General features: G+C 59.4%; 22 protein-coding genes and 1 tRNA gene. 11 read left to right on the plus strand and 12 right to left on the minus strand.

Annotated elements, in window-relative coordinates:
• Positions 1-63: 63 nt before the first annotated feature.
• The 6 genes from ELE36_RS15170 to ELE36_RS15195 all read right to left on the minus strand — a co-directional run bounded on the left by ELE36_RS15170 (position 64) and on the right by ELE36_RS15195 (position 5,139).
• Positions 64-1,020 carry a ribose-phosphate diphosphokinase gene (locus ELE36_RS15170; protein WP_129834739.1) on the minus strand — a complete coding sequence of 319 codons (957 nt, stop codon included), beginning with the start codon at positions 1,018-1,020 and terminating at the stop codon, positions 64-66.
• A gap of 239 nt (positions 1,021-1,259) precedes the next feature.
• Positions 1,260-1,335: transfer RNA gene (locus ELE36_RS15175), tRNA-Gln, on the minus strand.
• A gap of 145 nt (positions 1,336-1,480) precedes the next feature.
• A complete protein-coding gene (gene ispE / locus ELE36_RS15180) occupies positions 1,481-2,365 on the minus strand; it encodes a 4-(cytidine 5'-diphospho)-2-C-methyl-D-erythritol kinase (protein WP_129834741.1) in 885 nt (294 codons plus the stop codon).
• An 8-nt stretch (positions 2,366-2,373) separates the two neighbouring features.
• Entirely contained in the window at positions 2,374-2,997 is a 624-nt protein-coding gene (gene lolB / locus ELE36_RS15185) for a lipoprotein insertase outer membrane protein LolB (protein WP_129834743.1), read from the minus strand.
• Positions 2,994-4,766, minus strand: a complete 1,773-nt coding sequence (locus ELE36_RS15190) for a tetratricopeptide repeat protein (protein ID WP_129834745.1) — start codon at positions 4,764-4,766, stop codon at positions 2,994-2,996. The genes lolB and ELE36_RS15190 overlap by 4 nt, the downstream gene beginning before the upstream one ends.
• A 64-nt stretch (positions 4,767-4,830) precedes the next feature.
• Entirely contained in the window at positions 4,831-5,139 is a 309-nt protein-coding gene (locus ELE36_RS15195; protein WP_129834747.1) for a hypothetical protein, read from the minus strand.
• Between the two features lie 211 nt (positions 5,140-5,350).
• Between ELE36_RS15195 and hemA the strand changes: the two genes are divergently transcribed.
• From hemA to ELE36_RS15215, 4 genes are all read left to right on the plus strand, one after another.
• Positions 5,351-6,634 (plus strand): glutamyl-tRNA reductase, encoded by a 1,284-nt coding sequence (gene hemA, locus ELE36_RS15200; protein WP_129834749.1) that lies wholly within the window; start codon positions 5,351-5,353, stop codon positions 6,632-6,634.
• On the plus strand, positions 6,631-7,710 hold the full coding sequence (gene prfA / locus ELE36_RS15205) for a peptide chain release factor 1 (protein WP_129834751.1): 1,080 nt from the start codon (positions 6,631-6,633) through the stop codon (positions 7,708-7,710). Before hemA ends, prfA begins: the two co-directional genes overlap by 4 nt.
• A 99-nt stretch (positions 7,711-7,809) precedes the next feature.
• On the plus strand, positions 7,810-8,724 hold the full coding sequence (locus tag ELE36_RS15210) for a DMT family transporter (RefSeq protein ID WP_207215793.1): 915 nt from the start codon (positions 7,810-7,812) through the stop codon (positions 8,722-8,724).
• A 181-nt stretch (positions 8,725-8,905) separates the two neighbouring features.
• Entirely contained in the window at positions 8,906-9,883 is a 978-nt protein-coding gene (locus ELE36_RS15215; RefSeq protein ID WP_129834753.1) for a hypothetical protein, read from the plus strand.
• Between the two features lie 46 nt (positions 9,884-9,929).
• Here the strand turns inward: ELE36_RS15215 and ELE36_RS15220 are convergent, their stop codons facing one another.
• Entirely contained in the window at positions 9,930-11,039 is a 1,110-nt protein-coding gene (locus tag ELE36_RS15220; protein WP_129834754.1) for an S-(hydroxymethyl)glutathione dehydrogenase/class III alcohol dehydrogenase, read from the minus strand.
• A gap of 249 nt (positions 11,040-11,288) precedes the next feature.
• Here ELE36_RS15220 and ELE36_RS15225 point away from each other — a divergent pair, with 249 nt between their 5' ends.
• The 3 genes from ELE36_RS15225 (at position 11,289) to ppk2 (ending at position 14,937) form a co-directional block, all read left to right on the plus strand.
• Positions 11,289-13,397: an O-linked N-acetylglucosamine transferase, SPINDLY family protein gene (locus ELE36_RS15225; protein ID WP_129834756.1), complete on the plus strand. Its 2,109-nt coding sequence runs from the start codon at positions 11,289-11,291 to the stop codon at positions 13,395-13,397.
• Positions 13,398-13,464: 67 nt separating this feature from the next.
• Positions 13,465-13,986 carry a molybdenum cofactor biosynthesis protein B gene (gene moaB / locus ELE36_RS15230; protein ID WP_129834758.1) on the plus strand — a complete coding sequence of 174 codons (522 nt, stop codon included), beginning with the start codon at positions 13,465-13,467 and terminating at the stop codon, positions 13,984-13,986.
• 174 nt (positions 13,987-14,160) lie between these two features.
• Positions 14,161-14,937: a polyphosphate kinase 2 gene (gene ppk2, locus ELE36_RS15235; RefSeq protein ID WP_165371632.1), complete on the plus strand. Its 777-nt coding sequence runs from the start codon at positions 14,161-14,163 to the stop codon at positions 14,935-14,937.
• A 62-nt stretch (positions 14,938-14,999) separates the two neighbouring features.
• Here the strand turns inward: ppk2 and ELE36_RS15240 are convergent, their stop codons facing one another.
• From ELE36_RS15240 to ELE36_RS15255, 4 genes are all read right to left on the minus strand, one after another.
• A complete protein-coding gene (locus ELE36_RS15240) occupies positions 15,000-15,398 on the minus strand; it encodes a DUF350 domain-containing protein (RefSeq protein ID WP_129834760.1) in 399 nt (132 codons plus the stop codon).
• A 77-nt stretch (positions 15,399-15,475) separates the two neighbouring features.
• Complete coding sequence (gene yccX, locus ELE36_RS15245; RefSeq protein ID WP_425480919.1) at positions 15,476-15,748, minus strand: acylphosphatase; 273 nt, start codon at positions 15,746-15,748, stop codon at positions 15,476-15,478.
• A gap of 25 nt (positions 15,749-15,773) precedes the next feature.
• Positions 15,774-16,265 (minus strand): TlpA family protein disulfide reductase, encoded by a 492-nt coding sequence (locus tag ELE36_RS15250; RefSeq protein WP_129834764.1) that lies wholly within the window; start codon positions 16,263-16,265, stop codon positions 15,774-15,776.
• A complete protein-coding gene (locus tag ELE36_RS15255) occupies positions 16,262-17,554 on the minus strand; it encodes a YihY family inner membrane protein (RefSeq protein ID WP_165371633.1) in 1,293 nt (430 codons plus the stop codon). The genes ELE36_RS15250 and ELE36_RS15255 overlap by 4 nt, the downstream gene beginning before the upstream one ends.
• 108 nt (positions 17,555-17,662) lie before the next feature.
• On the opposite strand from ELE36_RS15255, the gene wrbA reads away from it, so the two are divergent.
• The 4 genes from wrbA (at position 17,663) to ELE36_RS15275 (ending at position 20,888) form a co-directional block, all read left to right on the plus strand.
• Positions 17,663-18,262 (plus strand): NAD(P)H:quinone oxidoreductase, encoded by a 600-nt coding sequence (gene wrbA, locus ELE36_RS15260; RefSeq protein ID WP_129834768.1) that lies wholly within the window; start codon positions 17,663-17,665, stop codon positions 18,260-18,262.
• Positions 18,259-18,612: a DUF2069 domain-containing protein gene (locus ELE36_RS15265; protein WP_129834770.1), complete on the plus strand. Its 354-nt coding sequence runs from the start codon at positions 18,259-18,261 to the stop codon at positions 18,610-18,612. The genes wrbA and ELE36_RS15265 overlap by 4 nt, the downstream gene beginning before the upstream one ends.
• Positions 18,613-18,630: 18 nt before the next feature.
• The gene (locus ELE36_RS15270) at positions 18,631-20,307 is read left to right on the plus strand and encodes an acyl-CoA dehydrogenase family protein (protein WP_129834772.1); all 1,677 of its coding nucleotides are present in this window, start codon (positions 18,631-18,633) and stop codon (positions 20,305-20,307) included.
• A 92-nt stretch (positions 20,308-20,399) separates the two neighbouring features.
• Positions 20,400-20,888 carry an asparaginase domain-containing protein gene (locus ELE36_RS15275; protein ID WP_129836919.1) on the plus strand — a complete coding sequence of 163 codons (489 nt, stop codon included), beginning with the start codon at positions 20,400-20,402 and terminating at the stop codon, positions 20,886-20,888.
• Between the two features lie 15 nt (positions 20,889-20,903).
• Here ELE36_RS15275 and sufT read toward each other — a convergent pair whose 3' ends face one another.
• Positions 20,904-21,461: a putative Fe-S cluster assembly protein SufT gene (gene sufT, locus ELE36_RS15280; protein ID WP_129834774.1), complete on the minus strand. Its 558-nt coding sequence runs from the start codon at positions 21,459-21,461 to the stop codon at positions 20,904-20,906.
• Positions 21,462-21,525: the final 64 nt, after the last annotated feature.

Consider the following 21,525-nt stretch of genomic DNA (forward strand, 5'->3'; position numbering starts at 1 on the left):
GTGAATACTTGCCGACTCAACCCGGCAAGCCGACAACGGACGAAACATTCGCCCGCTGCAAAATCAATCCACGTACAACGAACTCACCGACTCGCCAAACGCAATACGGCGCATGGTTTCAGCCAGCAACTCGGCCACGCTGAGCTGGCGAATCTTGCTGCACTGGCGCGCCGCCTCTGTGAGCGGAATGGTATCGGTCACGACCAGCTCATCCATCTGCGAATTCTGCAGATTCTGGATCGCCAAGCCCGACAACACCGGATGCGTGCAATACGCCACGACCTTGCGCGCGCCGTTCTTTTTCAACGCCGCCGCTGCCGCACACAAGGTACCGGCGGTATCGACGATGTCATCGACCAGCACGCAGACCTTGCCTTCGACGTCGCCGATGATGTTCATCACGGTCGACTCATTGGCGCGCGGACGGCGCTTGTCGATGATCGCAAGTTCGGCATCGTCGAGGCGCTTCGCGATCGCTCGCGCGCGCACCACGCCGCCGACATCCGGCGATACCACGATCAAATCCTTGGTGCCCTGATAACGCCAGATGTCTGCCAGCAACACCGGCGAGGCATATACGTTATCGAGCGGAATATCGAAAAAACCCTGAATCTGGTCGGCATGCAGATCGACCGTCAACACCCGATCGGTGCCGACCGAGCTGACCATCTTCGCCGCAACCTTGGCCGTGATCGGCACACGCGCCGAACGCGGACGCCGATCCTGGCGCGCATAACCAAAATACGGAATCACCGCGGTCACCAACGCCGCCGACGCGCGTTTCAGCGCATCGATCAACACCAGCAACTCCATGAAATTATCCGCCGTCGGCACACACGTCGGCTGGATCACAAACACCTCTTGCCGGCGCACGTTTTCCTCGATCTCGACCTGCACTTCGCCATCGCTGAAACGACTGACCAACGCCTTGCCGAGCGGCGCCCCGAGCTCGTGACACACGGCTTGCGCCAAGGGCCGATTCGCGTTGCCGGTAAAAACCAGAATGCCTGATGAGTTCACACGTCACCTGATGGGGAACTGCTGAAAAAATGCCCTGCCGCCGAAACTTCGATTGTGGAAATAGTGCTTCCACAACCTCGAATTCCTTGCTACGCCGGGAATTCGCCCCTTAAACAATGGGGGTTACAAAGAGCAAAATCTTGCGTCCCAACCACCCCACACCGCTGTGTTGCTGACGGCATGAAGTCCACTGCACGATGTCGTGCTCCTGCGGATATAACCTGACTGAACTGAATGAATGGCTGGGACGGTAGGACTCGAACCTACGAATGCGGGGATCAAAACCCCGTGCCTTACCAACTTGGCGACGTCCCAGCGGAAACTCGATGAATCTGGCTACCGCTTGCGCCGATGTTTCCAGACCACACAAACCTGATGCAACGAACTTGCAAAACCTGACTCAACGCTGCGTAAATGATGGGTGGAATCAGCGCGTTGCGCCAATAGAATCAACCCGAATTTACCCAGCGACAGAAAACTCATGTGCCATTTTCAACAACGGCGAAACATTGATTCCGCGCGCCACGTGCACCACGAACTCTGGCGGACATTGCTGCGCGATCGCATTCGCCGCTTCGATATTCGACACGGCGGCAAACACACAACCACCGCTGCCGGACAATCGCGACTCGCCGAATCGATCCAGCCAATGCATTGCCGCATCGACGGCCGCGAAACGTGCACGCACCACCGGCGCAAACGAATTTGCGACCAGCTCACCGGAAACCAAGCCACGAATTGTCCCGCGTGGCGTGTTGCGTGTCAATTCCGGCGCGCGGAAAAGTTCAGCAGTCGGCACACATACTTGCGGATCGAGGATGACGTACACCTGCTCGGGAAGGGTAATCGCGGTCAGTTCTTCGCCGATGCCTTCAGCCCACGCGCTATGGCCGCGCACGAATACCGGCACATCGGCACCAAGGCGCAAACCGAGTGCGGCGAGCGTGTCGATATCCAGACCGGTCTGCCACAAGAGGTTAAGCCCGACCAGCACGCTGGCCGCATCCGAGCTGCCGCCGCCCAGACCGCCGCCCATCGGGATGCGTTTCTCCACCGCGATATCGGCACCGAGCGGCGTCGCGGCATGTTCCTGCAACAGCTTCGCCGCGCGCAGGCAGAGGTCGCTTTGCAGCGATACACCAGGCAATTCGGTCGCGCGCGAAATCTCGCCATCGGCACGCACGCGCAAGCGAATGCTGTCGCCCCAGTCGAGCAGCTGAAATGCCGTCTGCAGCAGATGGTAACCATCAGCGCGCTGGCCAACGATATGCAGGAACAGATTGAGCTTGGCGGGTGCCGGCCAGCTACTCCAGCCGGCTTGACCGTTCATCAGTGCGGATGACATGCGAGGTTTTACGGATCGAACGACCAGCGCTCGATCACCATGCGCACGCGATACGGTGGCTTGGCGGCGAACACCTTGCGCGGCAATGGCGGATTCAGCGTATCGAAATATTCCTTGTATTCGACCGTCCAGCCGGACTGCTGCAATACCGCCGGCAATGAATGATCGTTATAGCTGATCTGCGCCTTGCCTTGCGGCGCACGCAGCGCACGCACCCACGCCGTGAGCTCGTGCAGCGGCACGATCCAGCCCACCTTGTCGCGCAATAATTCGGCCGGATCGGTGCCGACCAGCGGCATCGCCTCGACACCTTCGAGAATCGCTTCGTGCGCATCACCGTGCAGATGCCAAGTCTTGCCGGTGACCGGCGCGTGCACGGTGAAATCGTAGCGATCGCCGTGCTGCTGCCACTCGAGCTCGCCGCTGCCGCCGTCATCGCCGTTGGATACCGCGATGCGTGCTTTCAAGGTCCAGTTCGATTGCGCACCCAGCGCTGCTTCACGCGCTGATTGCGCTTGCGCCAGATTGCTGTCCTCGCGCAAACGCACGGGCGCGCAGGCGGCCAGCGTGAGCGCCGTCAAAACGACCAGCCACGATGCGACATTTCGCGCCAAACCTGCGCAAGAATTCATGCGCCGAGCCTGTGCTGGGTTTCGAGCAGCGACTTGTTCTTGCCATCCTGTTTGCTGCCTTCGGCCCACACCTTGCGCGCCTCGTCCTTGTTGCCGGAGATCCACAATACCTCGCCGAAATGCGCGGCGATTTCCGCATCCGGCTGGCGCTCGAACGCACGTCGCAAACTTTTCACCGCATCGACCAGATTACCAAGTCGATATTGCACCCAGCCCAGGCTATCGATGATCGCCGGATCATCCGGCTTCAAGCTCAGCGCTTTCTGGATCAGGCCGAGCGCTTCATCCTTGTGCTCGGTGCGATCCGCCAGCGTGTAGCCGAGCGCATTCAGCGCATCCGCATCGTTGGGCTTGAGTTCAACCACACGACGCAGATCCTTCTCCGCATTCGCAGTTTGGTTGAGTTCCTCGCTCAGCAACGCGCGGCCGTACAACAGCCGCGTATCGTCCGGCAGCGCCTTGAGTCCGCGCGTGTACGCATCGACTGCCTGCGGGCGACGATCCTGATGATTCAGCAATTCTGCCTCGAGCTGGAACGCCTCGCCGAGCGCCTTGCGATCATCGCCGGCGCGCGCCTGAATCGTATGCACAAGCTCCAGCGCATCGGCACCTTTGCCCTGTTGATCGAGCAGGATTGCGATGCGCGTCTGCGCATCGAAATAATGATCGTCGTCCTCATCCACCTGCCCATACCAGCGCTGCGCCTCGGGCTTGAGTTCGAGCAGTTCGGCGAGCTGGCCGAGCAAGGTCAGTCGCTCGCTGGGACGCGGCGCAGGCAAGGCTTCGATTTCCTTGTACAAGGCTTCGATCAATTTTTTATCGCTGGCCCGTGCGGCATACGCGGCGCGCGCGGAATAAATCAGATCATCCTGCGGACCGCGTGCCAGCAGGCGCGCGGCTTCGGCATTCTCGCCCATGTCGCTGAGCAGCTTGGCGTAGCCGATACGCAGGCGCGGATTTTTCGCATCGTGTTGCAACGACTCGGCATACAAAGTTTTGGCGCGCTTCCGGTCGTCCGCACGCAACGCCAGCTGCGCCGCCCACGCATACGCCTCGCTAGTATGGAACCGCGTGACGGCCTGATCGGCAAGTTGCGTCGACAGCGCACTACGATCGAGTTTCAATGCGAGCTGACTGATCGCGACCCAGATCTCGCCCTGCTTGCCGAGTTGCTCGGGCGTGGCGAGACGTTGCAACAAATCACCCGCGAGTTTTTTGTCCGAAGCACTCAGCAACGTCAGGCCTACCGCCTGCCAGCCATTGCTTTGTTGAGGCCGTCCATCGGGATGCAGCCGCACCAGCTCGAGCAAACTCGCATACGCCGCATCACTGTGGCCGGCGACCAGATCGAGCGTAGCGCGCGCCTGCAAAATTCCCGCGTCGTTCGGACTCAAAACCTGCCAACGCGACAACGCCTGATTGGCGCGATCCCAATGTTTGCCGGCCAACGCCACCTGCGTCGCCTGCGCCGCCACGGCGGGATCGTTGCTGATCAGCGCTGCGTCGAGATAACCGCTGCCGGCGCTATCGACATCACCATGACTCAGCGCAAATTCCGCGCTCATGAGTTTGAGCAGAACGTCTTGGTCGGGCGATTGCGCAGGCACTTGCAGATGCGTCAGCGGCTCATTGATATTCGACGTATGCGTCGATGTCGCGGGCAACGTGGCGCAGGCGCTGAGCATCGTCGCCACAACAATGCCTGCACCAAACAGGCGCAGCGCCGATGCAGCAAATAGCGAGCTGGAAATCCAAACCAAATTTTTCATCTTCGGAAAATCTCTTGACTACTGACTCGATGACATTCGCTACGCAAACAGGCTGACAGCACGCCTAAAAACCACCTCGCGCATGAAGCGGAGTGCCGAGATAAATGACGAAACAAGCTGCGGCGAAGGCGACGATATAGAGAAAAACGATACCGACGCATGCCAGATAGTTTTGTCGTGCCCGAAACCAGAAATAGAGGCGATGCAGCCGTTCCCAAGCAGCCAGCATGCCCATACACGCTGGAATTGCCGCCAGTTTAGTTAGGCCGAATGCCAACATCACCAGCGCTACAACTGAAAAAAGCGCAACCGCCCAAAGAATCTTTTTTGCTTCGCCAGTCACATCCACATTCAAAGGTGCACGGGTGTTCATTCGCAACTACATCCTTGGGTTGTTCTGTGCTTACAAACATCTACGCAGCGCTAAGCAAATAATCGTCTTACTTGATCTTGCTCGGTCGCGCCCGCAAAATTGCGCGCTTGAACACTTCTTCCTGCCATCATCGTGTGCGCTTTTACCCTTGCGCCATCGACGTTTTTGACCGCTAGCTTAGCCGATTTCTGCCACTGCGGCCTCACCATTTATGGCTTTGATTGCCCTCGGACTCAACCACCTCACCGCGCCGCTGGATCTGCGCGAGCAGGTGGCGTTCGCGCCAGAAAACACCGCCGATGCATTGTCCGACCTGGTACGTCAGCCCGGCGTGAGCGAAGCGCTGATCCTCTCCACCTGCAATCGCACCGAGTTATATTGCACGGTCGACAGCGGGGCGGAGACCATTCCGCAGCGCTGGTTGCTCTCGCATCACGGCTTAGGCACGCGCAAGCTCGATGAGTTCCTTTACCGCCACGACGAAAACGCTGCGGTCCGGCATATTTTTCGTGTCGCCACCGGACTGGATTCGATGGTGCTGGGCGAGCCGCAAATCCTCGGCCAGGTCAAGGATGCGTACCAGTTGGCGCGTACCGCGCACAGCCTCGGCACGCCGATGGAACGCCTGCTGCAACAAACTTTTGCCGTGGCCAAGCGCGTGCGCAGCGATACCCGCATCGGCGCGAATACGGTGTCGGTCGCCTACACCGCGGTGCGGCTGGCCGAGCGCGTTTTCACCGATCTCAAGCAGGCGTGCGTATTGTTGATCGGCGCTGGCGAAACCATCGAACTGGCGGCGCGACATCTGTTTGACGCGCCGGCGCGTCGGCTGATCGTCGCCAATCGTACGCTCGAACATGCGCAGGCGCTGGCAAGCCGATTCTCCGGTTACGCGATCGCGCTGGACGATCTGCCGCAACATCTGGCCGAAGCCGATATCGTGATTTCATCCACAGCGAGTCGCGAGCCGATACTCACGCGCAAGATGGTGGCCGATGCGATCCGCGCGCGTCGGCACAAGCCGATGTTTCTGGTCGACATCGCCGTGCCGCGCGATATCGAGGCCGATGTCGCCAAACTCGATGATGTTTTTCTCTACACCATCGACGATCTGCGCGACGTCATCAACGAAAACATGCAAGGCCGCCAGCAAGCTGCGCGCGAGGCCGAAACCATCATCGACCTGCAAGTCGAGCGTTATCTGGCATGGCGTCGCACGCTTGATGTTCGCAATCCGATTCTGCAGTTGCGCGCCGGTGCCGAAGCACAACGCGATGAAGTCTTGAGCAAGGCACGCCAGTTGCTGAATGCTGGACGCACGCCCGAGCAGGCGTTGGAATTTCTCGCCAACACACTCACTAACAAACTGCTGCACACGCCGAGCGCCAACCTGCGTGACGCGGCGTTGCGTGGCGATCACGATCTGCTGCTGGCCGCCGAACGCCTGTACGATGCCAGCGCCAGCACGCACGACATTCCGGACAAGGACGCATGACTCCATCGATTCGCCGCAAGCTCGAGCAACTCTCCGAGCGCCATCAGGAAGTCGCGATGCTGCTCGCGCAACCGGATGCGCTGAGCGATCAAAATCGCTTTCGTACGCTGTCGAAAGAATACGCACAGCTCGAACCGGTTTCCGCCGCGCTCGCCAATTACAACACGTTGAGCCAATCGCTCGATGCGGCGCAGCTCATGCTGAAAGATCCCGAGATGCGTGATCTCGCGGTCGAGGAAATCGCCGAGCTGGAAACCACGCGCACGCAACTCGATCGCGATTTGAATCTGCTGCTGCTGCCGAAAGATCCGCGCGACGATGCGAATATTTTTCTCGAAGTACGCGCCGGTACCGGCGGTGACGAAGCCGCGATTTTTGCCGGCGACCTGTTTCGCATGTATGCGCGTTACGCCGAACGCCGCCGCTGGACTTTGGAAATTCTGAGCCAGAGCGATGGCGAACACGGCGGCTACAAGGAAATCATTGCACGCGTGGAAGGCCGCGGTGCGTTCTCGCAACTGAAGTTCGAATCCGGTACGCATCGTGTGCAACGCGTGCCTGAAACCGAAGCGCAAGGTCGCATCCATACGTCTGCGGCGACGGTCGCAATCCTACCCGAGCTCGATGAAATCGACGAGATCGAAATCAATCCAGCCGATCTCAAAACCGATACGTTTCGCGCCAGTGGCGCGGGTGGCCAGCACGTCAACAAGACCGACTCGGCGATCCGCATCACGCATATCCCGACTGGCACTGTGGTCGAGTGCCAGGACGAGCGCAGCCAGCACAAGAATCGTGCGCGCGCGATGTCGTTGCTGAAAGCGCGATTGCTCGACGAACAACGCGGCAAGCAGAATGCAGAGCAAGCCGAATCGCGCCGATTGCAGGTCGGCTCGGGTGATCGTAGCCAGCGCATCCGCACCTACAATTTTCCGCAAGGCCGCGTCACCGATCACCGCATCAATCTGACGTTGTATCGCCTGCCGGAAATCATCCAGGGCGATCTCGATGCGGTAATCGAACCGCTGACGCAGGAGTTCCAGGCCGATCAGCTCAAGGCGCTGACGCTGGATTGAAAAGTCAGGAGCCCGGCGCCTCAACAAATGGATCCCAGTCTGCGCTGGGATGACGAGCACAAAACTACTTGACCAACGCATCAAACTCGGAACGATGCTGTGCCCTTCGAATCACACGACGATCCCCCGCTGAAAACAGCACCGACACCATCCCCACGCTGGCGTGTATTCGCACTAACCATCGCTGCACTGATCGGTTTTGCCGCCAACTCGCTTTTATGCCGACTGGCATTGCGTGATGCATCGATTGATGCGCTGTCGTTCACCGCGATCCGCATCGTTTCCGGCGCGCTATTCCTGATCGCGCTGATGCTGTTTCAGCGCAAGCGCATTGCCGGCAACTGGATTTCCGCACTCGCGCTCGCCACGTATGCCGTCGCCTTCTCGCTCGCTTACGCGGCGCTTTCGGCGGGTACCGGCGCGGTGATTTTGTTCGGCTGCGTGCAGTTCACGATGATCGCCGTCGGCCTCGCGCGCAACGAGCGCCCGGCCCCGCTAGCATGGCTCGGCTTGGGCATCGGTCTGGTCGCGTTGATTGCGCTAGTCGCACCGGGAATCAGTGCACCGCCCTTGTTCAGCGCGCTATTGATGGCGCTCGCCGGCGCATCGTGGGCAATTTATTCACTGCGCGGTCGCGGCGCCGGCGATGCGATCGCCAACACTGCCGGAAATTTCCTGCGCGCGAGCCCGCTGGTGATCGCAATGCTGGTGTTTCAAACCGGCGCCCACCTGAGCTCACCCGGCGTGATTTACGCGTTGTTATCCGGTGTGGTCGCGTCCGGCATCGGCTACGTATTGTGGTACACCGCCCTGCCCGGCTTGAGCGCGTTCCGCGCCGCCACCGTACAACTCGCCGTGCCGGTGGTCGCCGCGCTCGGCGGTATTTTGTTGCTGGATGAATCGCTCACGCTGCGGTTGTTATTGGCCGGCAGCGCGATCCTCGGCGGAATTATTCTGGCGACTTTGGTGAAGTCGCGCAGCGTGGCAACGTCGCACGCACCCTCGGGGAAATAATCGGCTCGTCAATCCAACACGTACATGCAAAGCATCGCCGGTCGAAACGCAGAATCGAAGATCTGGAAATTGCTATTTTGCAAATTTCCCGCTTCAATTGATTTCAGTTTTTATCGCCGGGCACTTGGCTTGTATTTGCCGCATCGGTAACGGAAATCTTCCACCAAACCAAGGATGATCGATGAAAAAACATTGGCGCATATTTCTACTTGTGAGCATCGCCGCCGCAATTGGGATGTATGTGGCGCTCGATAGACACCACCTCAGCGTTGCGACCACCGCCACACCCGCGGCGCCTACTCCACCATCGGCCCTCCTTGCAAAAACGCCGACGTCGACAACAGCCCCAACGGCAATAGTCGCCCAGGCAAACACGCTTTCGCCAATGAAGGTCAGACAGAACAAGGCCAATGCCTACTCAGCGACGCGCGATTTGTCTGCCTATATCGACAAGCTGCAAACCGACGGCAGCAGCGAGGACGAAATACTGACCACCAAGGCAAGAGCCATGGAGGAATGCTTTCTCTTCGCGATACGCCCGAACTACGCCGCGGAAGCGATCGAATCTCGCGCCAGAATCACTCAGGAAAATTCGGCGCAGTTTCGCGAGTACATCGCCACGCTTTCGCAGCGCTGCAGCGCACTAATCCAAAAAGAACAAGTCAGCCTAAAAACCGTGAGGTCCAACTACGCCAAGGCCGCTAGCGAGGGCAATGCTGAGGCGATGGCATATCAACTGTCTCGTGCCGTTTTACTCGATGTCAGCAGCGATGATGCATCGTCTCCAGCCACGACGACGCCAAGCGTTGATCTGCGCCAGAAGATAATCGACATCGTGAATTCTGGTGATCCGTCCGCGATATTTTTACTCAGCGGTTTGTTCAACGAAAATTCACTTTTCCGCGGGAAAGCGGTCGGCAGCGCTGTCGCAGAAGCAGCGTGGCAATTGGCGGCCTGCGATCTGGGTTTGGACTGTTCGGAAAATAGCGTGCTGCTGCGCGGATATTGCATAAACGGTGGCGTGTATTGTGAATCCGGCGATTTGCGATGGCACATTCGCGAACTCACACTAGCTCCCGTCATGTATCAAAGAGCTGTGGTCTTGGAGGCAGAAATTTACGCTGCCATCCAGTCGGGCAATGCCAGCAGCCTGTTTTGATTTTCCTGCCGCGCGCAGCCACACGGCAGGATTCAAATCACACACATCAAAACTTGATCACCGCGCGAATCACCTTGCCATCGTGCATGAGTTGGAACGCCTCGTTGATCTGTTCCAGCGGCAATACTCGCGTGACCATTTCATCGACCTTGATCTCGCCCGCGAGATAACGCTCGACATAATCCGGCAGTTGCGAACGGCCCTTGACGCCGCCGAATGCCGAGCCGCGCCAGACGCGCCCGGTGACAAGCTGGAACGGACGCGTGGCGATTTCCTGGCCCGCACCGGCCACACCGATGATGATCGATTCGCCCCAGCCCTTGTGGCAGCACTCCAGCGCCGATCGCATAAGGTTAACGTTGCCGATGCACTCGAACGAATAGTCGACGCCGCCGTCGGTCATGTCGACGATCACTTGCTGGATCGGACCGCTGTGATCCTTCGGATTGATGCAATCGGTAGCGCCAAGCGCGCGTGCCATTTCGAATTTGGCGGGGTTGATATCGATGACGATGATGCGCCCGGCCTTGGCCATCACCGCGCCCTGCACTACCGATAAACCGATGCCGCCAAGGCCAAACACCGCGACCGTCGCGCCGGGCTCAACCTTGGCCGTATTCAACACCGCGCCGATGCCGGTGGTGATGCCGCAACCGAGCAGACAGACTTTATCGAGTGGCGCTTTCGGATTGATTTTCGCCAGCGCGATTTCCGGCATCACCGTGTATTCGGAAAACGTACTCGTACCCATGTAGTGCAGGATCTGCTTGCCGTCCAGCGAAAAACGCGAGGTGCCATCCGGCATCAGGCCGCGGCCTTGCGTGGCGCGAATTGCCTGGCACAGATTGGTTTTTCCCGAGGTGCAAAATTTGCACACACCGCACTCCGGTGTGTACAGCGGAATGACGTGATCGCCGACTTTGACGCTGGTCACGCCAGCGCCGATTTCCTCGACAATGCCGCCGCCTTCGTGGCCCAGCACGACCGGAAACAAGCCTTCCGGATCATCGCCGGAAAGCGTGTAGGCATCGGTGTGGCAAACGCCCGTGGCGACGATCCGCACGAGCACTTCGCCAGCTTTTGGCGGCGCGACATCGATGGTTTCGATCGTCAGCGGCTTGCCCTTTTCCCACGCGACGGCGGCTCTGGATTTCATGACGTTTCTCCTGCAGGAATATTGCCGCGCGAACGACGGCTAGTTGAGATTATCGAATAGCGCAGTGTACTTTTTTCGCGCGAAATTTGGGCATGCTTGTCGATTTGTCGCGCGTGAGATAATTCCGCACAAAATGCTTGCCCGGCGTGTGAGCCTCCGATTCATTGGGCTTGTGCCACGATACGCAACGAAACCGCAACCCACACCGCAACCCACACCGCAACCCACACCGCAACCAAGAATGAGACCGTGAACCACGATCCGAATCTGGCCATCGACGAACTCGCCGAGCTGCTCGCGAAGTCCAATCCGGCTGTCGCGCGGCAACGCGCGCATGCACTGTTGGTATTGCATCCGAAGGTGGCGGAGTTGTGGCGCTTGAGTGCGATCGCGGCGCTGCAACTCGGTGACTACGATGCTGCCGATGCGATGCTGGAAAACGCGCTCGAACTCGCACCGAACCTGATCGAGGCCTGGTGCAATCGCGCCAGCTTGCAGGCGATGCGTGGTGATATCGCCGCCGCTGAATCGACATTGCAACATGCATTGATACTCGCGCCGGGACACGTCGCTGCGCTGAACAATCGTGGCCGCTTGCGCCATGCGCGCAGCGATTATGCCGGCGCCGCGCAGGATTTTTCTGCCGCGCTGCGCAGCCAACCTGACTACGCGAACGGCTGGTTGAATCTCGCCGCCGCGCAGCAGGCATTGCAGGATTTCAGCGCCGCGGAAAACAGCGCACGCCGCGCGTTGGTACTCGCGCCCAACTGGCCGGATGCGTGGTTCGTGCTCGGCACCGCATTGGCGAAACAGCAGCGCGGCGGTGACGCGATCGCCGCGTATCGCACCACGCTCGCGCACGCGCCGCGACATGCCCAAGCGGCCTACAACCTCGCCCTCGAACTCGAAGAAAAAGGCGACTGGTTTGCCGCCGCGCGCGCCTGCGAGCATGCGCTCGATGCCGCTCCGGATGCTTATGCGGCGCTGGCCGAACTGGTGTTCTTGAAACGTCGTTTATGCGAATGGGATGGCTTGGATGCGCTCAGCGCGCGCTTGCTCGAAGCGGTCGATCGCGGCGAAGAAGGCATCACGCCGTTCTCGTTTCTGGCAGAAGCCGCCACGCCAGCGCAGCAACTGAAATGTGCGCGACGTTTCGCCCAAACGCAACAGGAGGTAGCTGCACCGCTGGCAGCGCGATTGCGTTTTCCTGCTGCCCAAGGAAGCGCCCCCACGTCAGAGAAATTGCGTATCGGTTTTTTTTCTGCGGGCTTTGGTGAACATCCGACCGCACTGCTGATTTTCGAATTGATCGAACGATTGCGCAGCTCGTCGATTCACACGATCGCCTTCGCAACCACATCCGACGAGGGCGGCAATTCGCGTCAACGCCTGATGGCGGGCTTCCACGAATTCCATGATCTCGGCGGATTCACGCTGGAACAAACAGCACGCGCAGTGGCTGCCGCCAAGTCGGATATCCTGATCGATCTGGATGGCTATTGCAGCGGCTCGATGCCCGCGTTGTTCGCGCTCAAGCTCGCGCCGATCCAGGTCAACTGGCTGGCGTATCCGGGCACGCTTGGCGCGGACTATTACGATTATCTGATCGCCGATCATTTTGTCGTGCCGGCCATACAACGCGCGTTTTACAGTGAAGCCATCGCGCGATTGCCGCGCTGTTTCCAGCCGAACGACGGCACGCGTGTGATTGCCACGCCACTCGCGCGTCACGATTACGGCCTGCCGGAATCCGGCATCGTCTTCGCCAGTTTCAACAATAGCTACAAGTTTACTTTGCGCACTTTTACACGCTGGATGAAAATCCTCGCTGGCGTGCCCGGCAGCGTGTTGTGGTTACTAGCCTCGCCACCCGGCACCAGCACCGATGCCAACCTGCGCCGCGCCGCGCAAGTCGCGGGCATCGATCCGCAGCGGCTGATGTTTGCGCCGAAGATCGCGCATGCGCAACACCTTGCGCGTTATATCCACACCGATCTTTTTCTCGACAGCAATCCGTATAACGCGCATACCACCGCGTCGGATGCGCTCTGGGCCGGCTGTCCGTTGCTGACTCAGCCCGGCAACACGTTCGCGTCGCGCGTGGCGGGCAGCCTCAATCATCATCTTGGTTTGCATGAACTCAATACCGATTCGGATCAGGCGTATGTCGATCTCGCGATTACGCTTGGCCGCGATCCGGCACGGCTGCGTGAACTGCGCGAACGGCTTGCCGCAGCGAAAAACGTGAGTGGTCTTTTTGATATGCAAAGTTACGCGCAGGATTTCGAGCGCCTGCTGATCGCGATGTTCGCGCGCCGCCAGCGCGGCGAAACAGCGACCGATCTGGATCTGTTTTGATTGAAGGCCGCGCGCCGAAAATCGCGCAGCCTTTGCTCCGAAACTCAGCTTGCGTTAGCCTCTGGCGATGACTGCCATCAGCGATTTCAAACCCCTCACGCTTTGCGTGCTCACGGTATCGGATACGCGCACCGCCGCGAACGATACTTCCGGCGATTATCTGTGCGAAGCCATCTCCGGCGCCGGACATACGCTGTCGCAACGCGCGATCCTGCCCGACAATCGTTACCGCATCCGCGCGCTGGTCGCGAACTGGATCGCCGAGGAGTCGATCGACGGCGTGATCGTGACCGGCGGCACCGGCTTCACCGGACGCGATTCCACGCCCGAAGCGATCACGCCGCTGCTCGATAAACCGATGCCGGGTTTCGGCGAAATGTTTCGCCTGTTGAGCTTCGATGAAATCGGCACCTCGACGATGCAATCGCGCGCGTTTGCCGGGCTGTCGAATAATACCTTCGTGTTCTGTTTGCCGGGTTCGACCTCGGCGTGCCGCACCGCCTGGGAGAAGCTGATTCAGGCGCAACTCGATGCGCGCACGCGGCCTTGCAATCTGGTTGCGCTCATACCGCGGCTGCGCGAGATTTGATCGAAGCGGCCCAAAAAACTACTGCGCTCGGTATTTTGCGCGCGGGCGGTGCTCGGAATCCTCATGTACAGAAAGTACACTCCGGTTCCTCCGCTCCGTCCTCACACAAACTTCCTTCGCTTGCCACGTTTTTGAGGCCACTTCAACGCACGACCGACAAACGGAGTCACCGCCATGCACCGCATGAAAAATAAGAAATACGAGCATCATCTCGAAGCACTGCAAATCGAGCTGGTCGAATTGCAACGCTGGCTGATTCATACCGGCAAGCGCGCGGTGGTGCTGTTCGAAGGCCGCGATGCTGCTGGCAAAGGCGGCACGATCAAGGCGCTTAGCGAGCCGCTGAATACGCGTTACACGCACATCGTCGCACTATCCAAACCCGACGAACGCGAACGCACGCAATGGTTTTATCAGCGCTATATCGAGCATTTACCGGCCGCCGGTGAACTCGTTCTGTTTGATCGCAGTTGGTACAATCGCGCCGGGGTCGATCATGTGATGGGTTTTTGCACGGAGCCAGAATATCAGCGCTTTCTGGTCGAATGCCCAGTGTTCGAGCAAGGCCTGATCAACGACGGCATCCTGCTGTTCAAATACTGGCTGGCGGTCGATCAGGTCGAGCAAGAAGAACGTTTTGCCGAACGCGCGCACGACCCGCTGAAGCGCTGGAAAATCTCACCGGTGGACATCGCCGCGCGCAACAAATATCACGCGTATAGCGAAGCGCGCGACGTGATGATCGAACACACCAGCACCGCCATGGCGCCGTGGCATGTAGTCGATTTCAACGATCAGCGGCGTGGTCGACTGAACCTGATCCGGCATCTGCTCGATCAAATGCCCGATCGCAAGATTCCGGTCAAGCCGATGAAGCTCGCGAAACTCAAGGGCGATCCGGGCGTCGAGGAACTGGCCGACAAAGCACTGTGGGTGCCGGCAAAATTCTAGCTCCGATATCTTTCGCTCACCATTCCAGCGCAGGCTGGAATGACGTTTCTTCTTGGTTCCCGCTAAGTCATCGCTGCAGCATTGAGCAGTCCCATGCAAAGCGTCAGCCCGGCGAGCAAAATCGCGACCGAAACCCGATCTGTCTCGATCTGCTGGCGCAAATCCGGAATCAGCAAACGCAGCACCAGATACGTCAGCAGTTGCACGACGCCAGCGACGGCACCCCACAACGCGAGATCCAGCAACGCCACGCTGTGCGCCATCGCGCTGGCCACGGGCAAGGCGAAACCGAGCAAGGTGCCGGTCAGCACCACGCTAGCGCTGATATTGCCCTGATGAATCAGGCGCAGCTCGTGCTGCGGCGTGATGACCAGATACAGGCCCATGAACACGCCGAGCAGCACTACGCTGAGGCCGAGATACATGAGGAAATTGGGCAGGGTCGATAGATACTCGTGCATGGTGCGCTCCGTGGCGTGATCTGCACGGAGACTAGCAAATCGCCACGACGGCGGGAATCAGCTCGCGGCGAAATCCGCTAAAACGTCAGAAATCCCTCAGCCGCATGAGGCGGGGTTTCGGCACATTCGACTCGATCGACGCGTGTGCTCGGCGGGCCATCATGCAGCCAGCGATGCAGCGCATCGACCGCCGTTGCATCACCGCATGCAATCACTTCGACACTGCCGTCGGCGAGATTTTTAGCGTATCCGGTGAGCCCAAGCTGCAATGCTTGCGTGCGTGTCGAAGCGCGAAAAAACACGCCCTGCACGCGACCGTGGATACAAAAACGAGCGCAGACCACAGCCATACTCACGATGGTTTTTGCGCATCGATCATGTGCCGCTGGCGCCTGCATCCTTCAGCACTTTTTCCAGATCATTGCCGGTGATCGGGCCCATAAAACGCTTGGCGATGCTGCCATCGGGGGAGATCACATACGTCGTCGGCAGGCCGCGCGGCACCTCGAAATCCTTCGGCGGATTGTAGACATCCACCGCCGATACTGCGTAGCCAACCGGATGCTGTTTGAGGAACGACTTGAGATCGTCGGCTTCGATTTCCTCGAAGTCCAAGCCGATCGCGCTGACGTTTTTATGTGCGGCGACGAACGCGGAAATATCGGGAATTTCCTTGAGGCATGGGGAGCACCACGTTGCCCAGAAATTCACGATCACAAAACGGCCTTTTTCCTGCGCAAGATCGAACGTCTTGCCGTCGACGGTTTTGACATTCAGCGTCGGATGTTTGTCGGTAACAGCTGCAAATGCGACATGGCCGGATAAAAACGAAAGCGCGATCAGCGCTGGCAGAAAACGAGATTTCATGCGGAATCCTTGGTGGTGAGCGTGTCCTGACTGGACGCAGTTGCAGCTACAGACCGCGGTGCGAGTGGAAATATTTCGGCCAGCGGCACATCCAGATTTGTCGCCAGCGCAGCACCGGTTTGGGTCAACAGTGTCTTGAGTTCCGGCGAAAATTGATCGCTCGACATTTTATCCGGCGGCCGCATCGAAAAATGATAGTCACCTGCGGCGTACAAGCTGCGCAAGCTGACCGCGCGCAGATCGCTGACCAGCATCCACTCGCCTTTTTCATTGCGCTGGATCAGGCCCGCGACGATCAAATCATCGAGATAACCCTGCAGCAGATCGTCATTCAAAAATGTATGTTTCAAACACACGTCGCGACTGTGCAAACCGCGTCCCTGCGCTTGCGCGGCGGCGAAATCCGCGAGCACGACGAGTAACCCGGCAAACTCCTGACCGATCGGCAAACGCTCAGCCTCGGGACGATAATCGAATGCCGCGATCGAGGCGGTGATCGAGGCGCCAAGCAGCACGATGATCCACGACAGGTAAATCCAGAACAGGAAAATCGGCACCATCGCCAGGGTGCCGTAAACCTGCTCGAAACTCGCATAGGTGCTGACATACACCGCAAATCCATACTTCGCGAGTTCGAACAACAGCGCCGCAATCGCGCCGCCGATGATCGCATCGCGCACGCGCACGCTGCGATTGGGGATGACCACGTAACTCGATGTCAGTGCGACCCACGTCAGCATTAATGGCAGCACGCTCAGCAGCCGCGCCTTGAGCGCGAACTGCGATGCGGCGGCGTCGATCAACGGCAACGCAAACACATACGAACTCACGCCGAGCGCGGCGATCAGCAATAGCGGTCCGAGGCTCAGCGCAGCCCAATACATCAGCACGCGCGCCACCGCGGTGCGCGAACTCGGCACGTGCCAGATGCGGTTGTACGCATCCTCGATACTGGTCATCAGCGACACCGCGCTGAACAGCAGCACCAGCACGCCGATCGCGGTGGCCTTGCTCGCGTTATCGGCAAACTGGGTGAGATAGGTTTGCACCACCTTGCCCGCGGCCGGTACAAAGTTGTCGAATACAAAATTGGTGAGTTGATCGCGCCACGTGGCGAACACCGGAAACGCCGACAGAATGCCGAGCACCGCCGCCGTCAACGGCACTAGCGAAAACAGCGTGGTGTAGGCCAGCGCGCCCGAAGCCTGCAGGCAGCGCTGATCGAAGAAACGCTGCCACATAAAACGCACGAAGGCATTCGCGCGATGGCGGTCGAAGTGCAGAGTCATGGCAAACTGCGTCGGCGAAAACGATACATGGCGATGAGGGTAACGTATCGTTGCGACCAGCCCAAGTGTGTGAAACCGCAATCGCAAATTGACCAGCATGAGAACCGCATGAGCGATATCCTGATTTTGTACTACAGCCGTAGCGGCGCCACCGCGCAACTGGCGCGATTGATCGCGCGCGGCGTCGAAGAAGTGAGCGGCATGCAGGCGCGTTTGCGCAGCGTGCCGCCGGTGGCGCCCGTGACCGAAATCGCGGCGCCGCCTGAACCCGAGGAAGGTGCGGCGTATGTGCAACTGAGCGATTTGCGCGAATGCGCCGGACTGATTCTCGGCAGCCCGACGCGCTTCGGCAACATGGCTGCACCGCTCAAGCACTTCATCGATTCGACCAGCAGCGAATGGCTGTCCGGCGCGCTCACCGGCAAACCCGCGGCGGTATTTACCTCGACCGGTACACAGCACGGCGGCCAGGAATCCACGCTGCTCTCGATGATGTTGCCGCTGCTGCATCACGGCATGTTGCTGCTCGGAATTCCTTTCACCGAGGCGCGCCTCAGCAGCACCAGCGGCGGTGGCACACCCTACGGCGCGAGCCATGTCGCCGGTACGCGCGGCGAAAATACGATCAGCGCAGACGAGCGTGAACTGTGCCGCGCGCTCGGGCGCCGCGTGGCCGACGTCGCGCGCCGGCTCGGAGCCAGCGCATGAGCGCACAACGTGTTGGTGGACTCGCCTTGCTTGGCCTGATCGTGCTGCAAATCGTCTGGCATGCGTGGTTGTTTCCACCCGAACGCGCGCCGCTCGTGCTCGTGTTAGGCATCGCCTTGTTGCCGCTGCTGCCGGCGGTGCTGGCGTATCCGCGCAATCCGCGGCGCGGGCTGTTGCTGGCCGGCATCGTCTGCCTATTTTATTTTTGTCACGGCGTTGCCGAGGCATACAGCGCACCAAGCGAGCGCTGGCTGGCGCTCGCTGAAGTCGTGCTGAGCATCGTCATCATCGGCGTGCTCGGCTGGCAATCTCGCGGCTACAAACGGCCGCCGAAAAAACTCGACGCATAAGCGCAGCGGAGAATCGCCATGACATTTGTGCAAGCACCGCCGCAGCTCGGCAATCAGTATCAAGACGACGATGTGCTGCGCGGATTCCTGCGCCGAGTGTTGCCCATGGCAACATTGGCGGCGATCGAAAACGATCTTGTTACGATCGGCGATTATGCGGCGCAGGCGTGGGCGCTCGCCCGGCAGCGCAGCGCTATCGAACCGACCTTGATGACATGGGATGCGTGGGGTCAACGCGTTGATCGCATCGAACTCACGCCGGCCTGGCACGATGCGAAAATCATCGCCGCACGACATGGCCTGGTCGCTGCGGGCCATGATTCGACACATGGCGAACACGCACGTGTGCATCAATTCGCGATGGTCTATCTGTTCCATAACGCCAGCGAATTTTATTCGTGCCCGCTGGCGATGACCGACGGCGCCGCGACCGTGATCAAAGCGTCCGCCAATACGTATTTGATCGAGCGCGCCTTGCCGCATTATTTTTCGCGTGATCCGGCGCAGCACTGGATTTCCGGACAGTGGATGACCGAGACCAGCGGCGGTTCGGACATCGGCGGTACGGAAACATCGGCGCACGAAATCGATGCGCAATGGCATTTGTCCGGACGCAAATGGTTCACCTCGGCGGTGCATGCGAACACCGCGTTGGTGCTGGCGCGGCCCGCCGGCAATGCGGACGGCGCCGATAGTCTTGCATTGTTTTATATCGAACCGCGCGATGCCGACGGTCACTGGCGCGGCATCGAAATCGACAAGCTCAAGCACAAGCTCGGCACACGCGAACTGCCGACCGCGGAAATCCATCTGCACGATGCGCCGGCAATACTGGTCGGCGAAAAACGCAACGGCGTGCGTGCGGTCGCACCGATGCTCAACGTCACGCGCACGTGGAACGCGATCTGCGCGCTCGCGACGATGCGCCGCGGCATTGCACTGGCACGTGATTACGCGCAACGGCGCAACGTGTTCGGCCGTGCGCTGATCGAACAACCGCTGCATCGCGATACGCTCGCGGGCATGCAGGCGGAATTCGAGGCGTGTTTTCAGTTGACGTTTTTCCTGACCGAATTGCTCGGTCGGGTGCAGGCGAATGTCGGCAAGCCCGATGAGGTTTTATTGCTGCGTTTGCTCACGCCGATCGTGAAACTCTGGACCGGCAAACAGGCGGTCACGATCGCTTCGGAGGCCTGCGAATGTTTCGGCGGTGCCGGCTATCTGGAAGACAGCGGCATTCCGCAATTGCTGCGTGATGCGCAAGTATTCTCGATCTGGGAAGGCACCAGCAATGTGCTCGCGCTGGATTTTCTACGCGCGTTGCAAGCGCCGGAAAGTTTGCGCGTATTGCTGGATGCACAACAACGATGGCTCGATGCAAGCATCAGCGACGAACTCGCAGACTGTGCGCGAGAAGCACGCAACACGATGATCAAAAACACCGACTCGATTCGCGAATCGCAGCAAGGCTCGCGCGAGAATCTCGAAGCCGGCGCACGGCGTGCGGCTATCGGCATCGCGCGTAGCCTCGCGCTGGCGTTGCTGATTCGCCATGCGGCGTGGGCGTTGTCGGTCGAAAACGATCCGCGTCCCGCGGCCGCGGCGCAACGTTTTTCGGCGCATGGTTTAGCAAATGCGGGGAAAGATCACAGCATTGACGATGCGCAACTGCTCACGAGCCGAAGCCCGCGTTGAACATCGCCGCAGGCGAACGTAGACGCAGTAAACTATCGCCCACTTAAGCCGATCCGTGCGGCCCGCGCGCAAACATCAAGGCACCTATCATGATGCAACATCTCACCATCATCAGCACCGGCGGCACCATCGACAAGGTGTATTTTGATGACAAGTCGACCTACCAGATCGGCGCGCCGCAGATCGGCGAAATCCTGAACAATATCGGCGTGGCTTTTACGTTCGATGTGATTCCGATCATGCGCAAGGACAGCCTGCACATCACCGATGACGATCGCGATCTGATGCGCCGCACGATCGAAGCGCAACCGCATCGGCATGTGCTGGTGACCCACGGCACCGATACGATGGTCGAGACTGCGCACAAACTGCAAGGTATCGCCGGCAAGGTGATCGTGCTGACCGGCGCGCTGAATCCGGCGCGTTTTCAGGGTTCGGATGCGGTGTTCAATATCGGATGCGCGGTCGGTGCGCTGCAGGGTTTGGTCGATGGCGTCTACATCGCGATGAACGGTCGAATCTGGGATCCGCTGCGCGTGCGCAAGAATCGCGATGCAAATCGGTTCGAGGCGCAAGGATAGTAGCAACGCCCGCCGCTAGAGCATTCCGGTTTCGAGCTTGGCCACGTCCGACATCATGCTGTGATTCCACGGCGGGTCGAAACTGAGTTCGACATCGGCCTCGGCGATGGTCGGAATGAGCTCGACCTTGGTGCGCACGTCGTCGATCAGGATATCGCCCATGCCGCAGCCGGGCGCGGTGAGCGTCATCACCACGTTCACCTTGCGCGCGCCATCGTCGCCGCGCGTCAATGCGCATTCGTAGACCAAGCCGAGATCGACGATATTCACCGGAATCTCCGGATCGAAACACGTGCGCAATTGCTGCCACACCAGTTTTTCGACGTCTTCATCACTCGCGTCTTCGGATACTGCCAAAGCGGCGGGCGGTTCCTTGCCGATCGCGTCTGCATCCTTGCCGCTGATGCGAAACAGGTTGCCATCGACAAACACCGTGAAACTGCCGCCCAGCGCTTGCGTGATATAGCCAATCTGACCCGCGGGCAGGCTCACGACCTGTCCCTGCGGTACCATGACGGCTTCGCAATCGCGTTCGAACTTGATCGGTTCGCTGGTCTGGCTATAACCGGCCATGCATTTCCTTGAATATTGATTACATCTGCATCAACGACAGTTTCGTATGATGGCCGCATATTAT

This window comes from Pseudolysobacter antarcticus (assembly GCF_004168365.1).
Taxonomy (GTDB): Bacteria; Pseudomonadota; Gammaproteobacteria; order Xanthomonadales; family Rhodanobacteraceae; genus Pseudolysobacter; species Pseudolysobacter antarcticus.

Coding starts and splice junctions, on each gene's coding strand:
- ispE (WP_129834741.1), bottom strand. CDS start 2,365: ATGTCATCCGCACTGATGAACGGTCAAGCCGGCTGGAGTAGCTGGCCG.
- lolB (WP_129834743.1), bottom strand. CDS start 2,997: ATGAATTCTTGCGCAGGTTTGGCGCGAAATGTCGCATCGTGGCTGGTC.
- ELE36_RS15190 (WP_129834745.1), bottom strand. CDS start 4,766: ATGAAAAATTTGGTTTGGATTTCCAGCTCGCTATTTGCTGCATCGGCG.
- ELE36_RS15195 (WP_129834747.1), bottom strand. CDS start 5,139: ATGAACACCCGTGCACCTTTGAATGTGGATGTGACTGGCGAAGCAAAA.
- hemA (WP_129834749.1), top strand. CDS start 5,351: ATGGCTTTGATTGCCCTCGGACTCAACCACCTCACCGCGCCGCTGGAT.
- prfA (WP_129834751.1), top strand. CDS start 6,631: ATGACTCCATCGATTCGCCGCAAGCTCGAGCAACTCTCCGAGCGCCAT.
- ELE36_RS15215 (WP_129834753.1), top strand. CDS start 8,906: ATGAAAAAACATTGGCGCATATTTCTACTTGTGAGCATCGCCGCCGCA.
- ELE36_RS15220 (WP_129834754.1), bottom strand. CDS start 11,039: ATGAAATCCAGAGCCGCCGTCGCGTGGGAAAAGGGCAAGCCGCTGACG.
- moaB (WP_129834758.1), top strand. CDS start 13,465: ATGACTGCCATCAGCGATTTCAAACCCCTCACGCTTTGCGTGCTCACG.
- ppk2 (WP_165371632.1), top strand. CDS start 14,161: ATGCACCGCATGAAAAATAAGAAATACGAGCATCATCTCGAAGCACTG.
- ELE36_RS15240 (WP_129834760.1), bottom strand. CDS start 15,398: ATGCACGAGTATCTATCGACCCTGCCCAATTTCCTCATGTATCTCGGC.
- yccX (WP_425480919.1), bottom strand. CDS start 15,748: ATGGCTGTGGTCTGCGCTCGTTTTTGTATCCACGGTCGCGTGCAGGGC.
- ELE36_RS15250 (WP_129834764.1), bottom strand. CDS start 16,265: ATGAAATCTCGTTTTCTGCCAGCGCTGATCGCGCTTTCGTTTTTATCC.
- ELE36_RS15255 (WP_165371633.1), bottom strand. CDS start 17,554: ATGACTCTGCACTTCGACCGCCATCGCGCGAATGCCTTCGTGCGTTTT.
- wrbA (WP_129834768.1), top strand. CDS start 17,663: ATGAGCGATATCCTGATTTTGTACTACAGCCGTAGCGGCGCCACCGCG.
- ELE36_RS15265 (WP_129834770.1), top strand. CDS start 18,259: ATGAGCGCACAACGTGTTGGTGGACTCGCCTTGCTTGGCCTGATCGTG.
- ELE36_RS15270 (WP_129834772.1), top strand. CDS start 18,631: ATGACATTTGTGCAAGCACCGCCGCAGCTCGGCAATCAGTATCAAGAC.
- ELE36_RS15275 (WP_129836919.1), top strand. CDS start 20,400: ATGCAACATCTCACCATCATCAGCACCGGCGGCACCATCGACAAGGTG.
- sufT (WP_129834774.1), bottom strand. CDS start 21,461: ATGGCCGGTTATAGCCAGACCAGCGAACCGATCAAGTTCGAACGCGAT.